This is a genomic window from Streptomyces sp. NPDC059695, from assembly GCF_042733785.1.
In the GTDB taxonomy this organism is placed as follows: Bacteria; Actinomycetota; Actinomycetes; order Streptomycetales; family Streptomycetaceae; genus Streptomyces.
The window spans coordinates 171,019-174,346 of the sequence record NZ_JBHWFF010000019.1 but is presented as its reverse complement, the minus strand read 5'-3'; the positions used below and the strand labels follow the sequence as shown (position 1 = coordinate 174,346).

General features: G+C 74.8%; 2 protein-coding genes. One reads left to right on the top strand and one right to left on the bottom strand.

The window, feature by feature from the left end:
• Positions 1-176: 176 nt before the first annotated feature.
• A complete protein-coding gene (locus ACFV2S_RS24025) occupies positions 177-1,328 on the bottom strand; it encodes a glycerate kinase (protein ID WP_385562655.1) in 1,152 nt (383 codons plus the stop codon).
• Positions 1,329-1,440: 112 nt separating this feature from the next.
• Between ACFV2S_RS24025 and ACFV2S_RS24020 the strand changes: the two genes are divergently transcribed.
• Positions 1,441-3,135, top strand: coding sequence for a BCCT family transporter (locus ACFV2S_RS24020; protein ID WP_385562652.1), 1,695 nt, complete (start codon positions 1,441-1,443; stop codon positions 3,133-3,135).
• The last annotated feature ends 193 nt before the right edge of the window (positions 3,136-3,328 follow it).

Below are 3,328 nucleotides of genomic sequence, written 5' to 3'. Positions count from 1 at the left end.
GGGTGCGGCCACCTCGGGGCGGGGCCCCGGGGGCGTACGGGGGAGGCGCCGCTAGAGGCGCCGTCCCGTGTGCCCACCCGTCCCGCCCCGCGGGACGATTGCCCACACGGGCGTGGGCGAACGCCCACACGGGCGTGGGGCGCCGTCCCTCCGGGCGCGGGCCCGCGCGGGCGGGGCTACGACAGGAAGTCGCGGGCCAGGTTCGCGGCGGCCTCTTCGAGCAGCGGGCCCGCGTTCGCCATGGACGTCGCCGGGTCCGGCTCCAGGTCCGCGAGGGCGTAGGCGCGGCGGATGCCCGCCGCTCCGAGGGCCTCCGCCGGCAGGGCGAGGCGGCCGCAGACCGCCACGACCTCCTTGCCGGCGGCACGGGCCGCGGCGGCGACGCCGGCCGGGGCCTTGCCGTGGAGGGTCTGCTCGTCGAGCGAGCCCTCGCCGGTGATGACGAGCGTGGCCCGCTCCAGCGCGGGGGCGAAGCCGAGGACCTCCAGCATCAGCTCGATGCCGGGCCGGAAGCTCGCGCCGAGGATGAGCGCGCCGTAGCCGATGCCGCCCGCGCCGCCCGCGCCGGGCGCGACGGCGGCCTCGGCGGCCCGGGGGCCGACGGCCTTCTCCAGGACGGTGGCGAAGTGGGCGAGGGCCGCGTCGAGCGTGCGGACGTCGTCCGGGGTGGCGCCCTTCTGCGGGCCGTAGACGGCGGGGGCGCCCTTGGGGCCGGTCAGCGGGTTGTCGACGTCGCTCGCGAGGATGAGGTCGACCGAGGCGAAGCGCGGGTCGAGGCCGCTGAGGTCGGCCGTGGCGAGGTCCGCGAGGGGCGCGCCGCCGGGGCCCACGGGCTCGCCGGCCGCGTCGAGGAAGCGCGCGCCGAGCGCGGCGAGCATGCCGGAGCCGCCGTCGGTGGTGGCGCTGCCGCCGACGCCGAAGACGAGCGTGGTCGCGCCGGCGTCGAGGGCGGCGCGGAGCAGCTCACCGGAGCCGTACGTCGTCGCCGTCAGCGGGGCGAACACGCCGGGCGGGAGGAGCTGGAGGCCCGAGGCCTCCGCCATCTCGACGACCGCGGTGGTGCCGCGCAGCGCGTACGCCGCGGTGACCGGCTCGCCGAGCGGGCCCGTCACCCGGACCTCGCGCCGCTCGAAGCCGGCCGCGACGGCCGCCGCGACGGTGCCGTCGCCGCCGTCCGCCACGGGGAGGGTCTCCACCGTGAGCCCGGGGACGACCCGTCGCAGTCCTGCTGTGACCCGCTCCGCGACCTGTACGGCCGTGAGCGAGCCCTTGAACTTGTCGGCCGCCACGAGCACGTGAGCGACCTGAGTTGCTGCCCCGTCCGTCACCTTGCATCCCTTGCTTTCGAACGTGCAGTCGCGCCGAGGGGGAGCCTATCCGTACGGCCAGACGGCGTGCCACCCCCTGATAAGGCGATATTCCGCACCATAGTGGGGTCACATGAGCACGGAAGAGATCATTCCTGACGGCGTGCCCGGTGACGGGCCCGACGGCAGGCCCGACGGCAAGGTCATCGGGATCGGGATCGCGGCGGTCGTCGCGGTCGTCGGCTGGGCGGCCCTGGGCGAGGACTCCTTCGACAGCGCGTCCTCCTCCGCCCTGAAGTGGGTGCTGGCGAACTTCGCCTGGCTGTTCGTGGTCGCCGCGGACACCTTCCTGGTGCTGTGCCTGGTGATCGCGCTGAGCCGGTTCGGCCGGATCAGACTGGGCGCGGACGACTCGGAGCCGGAGTTCACGAACCTCGCGTGGATCGCGATGATGTTCAGCGCGGGGATGGGCATCGGCCTGATGTTCTACGGGGTCGGGGAGCCGCTGACGCACTTCCTGTTCCCTCCCCCGGCGAGCGGGGTCGCGCCGGGGACGGGCGCGGCGGCCCGGACGGCCCTGGAGTACTCGTTCTTCCACTGGACGCTGACCCCGTGGGCGATCTACGGCATCGCGGGCCTCGCGCTCGCGTACGCCGGCTTCCGCAAGGGCCGGGGGAACCGGCTGAGCTCGGCGTTCGTGCCGCTGATGGGGGCGCGCCGGGCGGCGTCCTGGCCGGGCAAGGCGATCGACCTGCTCGCCGTGTTCGCGACGGTGTTCGGCACGGCGACGAGTCTGGGCCTGGGCGCCCTCCAGGTCGCCGAGGGGCTGAACCTGACGATGGACGTGGAGAACACCACGTCCACGCAGCTGATCATCATCGTGTCGCTGTCGGCGGCCTTCGTCCTGTCGGCCTTCTCCGGTCTCCACAAGGGCGTGAAGTGGCTGTCCACGCTGAACATCGTCCTCGCGGCCTGCCTGATGCTGTTCGTGTTCCTGCTCGGTCCGACCGTCTACATCCTGGACACCATCCCGGCCTCGGTCGGCGGCTACCTGGACCAGCTGCTGCCGATGGCGAGCCGGACGGGCGCGTTCACCGACCGTGAGTGGCTGGGGGCGTGGACGATCTTCTACTGGGCGTGGTGGCTCTCCTGGGCGCCGTTCGTCGGTACGTTCATCGCCCGGATCTCGCGCGGCCGGACCATCCGCGAGTTCCTGGTGGGGGTGCTGCTGGTGCCGTCGGGCGCGACGGTGGTGTGGTTCTGCGTGATGGGAGGGACCGCGATCCGGCTGCAGTCGACCGGCGCGGCGGACCTGGCGGGGGCGCTGAAGGACGGCGCCGAGGCCTCGCTGTTCGCGATGCTGGAGGCGCTGCCGATCGGGACGGTCACGTCGGTGATCGCGATGCTGCTGGTGATGACGTACTTCATCACGAGTGCGGACTCGGCCTCGCTGGTGATGGGTTCGCTGACGAGCCGGGGCTCGCTCCACCCGCCGACCTGGCTCGTGGTGACCTGGGGCGTCCTGATGGCCGCGGTGGCGGCGGTGCTGCTCGTGGCGGGCGGCCTGTCCTCGCTGCAGACGGCGACGATCCTGGTGGCACTCCCGTTCGTGGTCGTGATGCTGGTGCTGTGCTTCGCGCTCCTGAAGGAGCTGCGCGAGGACCCGGGGGCGGGTCCGGCCCGGCACCACGCCCTGCACGGGCTGCGGGACGCGGTGCGGGCCCTGGTCGGGGAGGCGATGACGGAGCAGGGCGGCGACCGTCACCACCGGCTGCGGCGGGCGGCGCAGGCGCGCAGCGAGGGCGAGCCTCCCGAGGGCGGGCGCTGACCCCCGGCGCCCGGCCCGGTACGTAGCGGTGCGGTACCCCGCCGTGCGGTACCCGCGGTGCGGTACGCCGGGGCGGGCGTCGTCCGGGGACGCGAGGGGGCGGGCCGGGCCGCGCGCCCCCCCCCCCCGGGGTGTCCCCCGGGGCTCGACACACACCGCGGGGTGCGGGGGCCCCCACCCTGGGGCCGGCCCG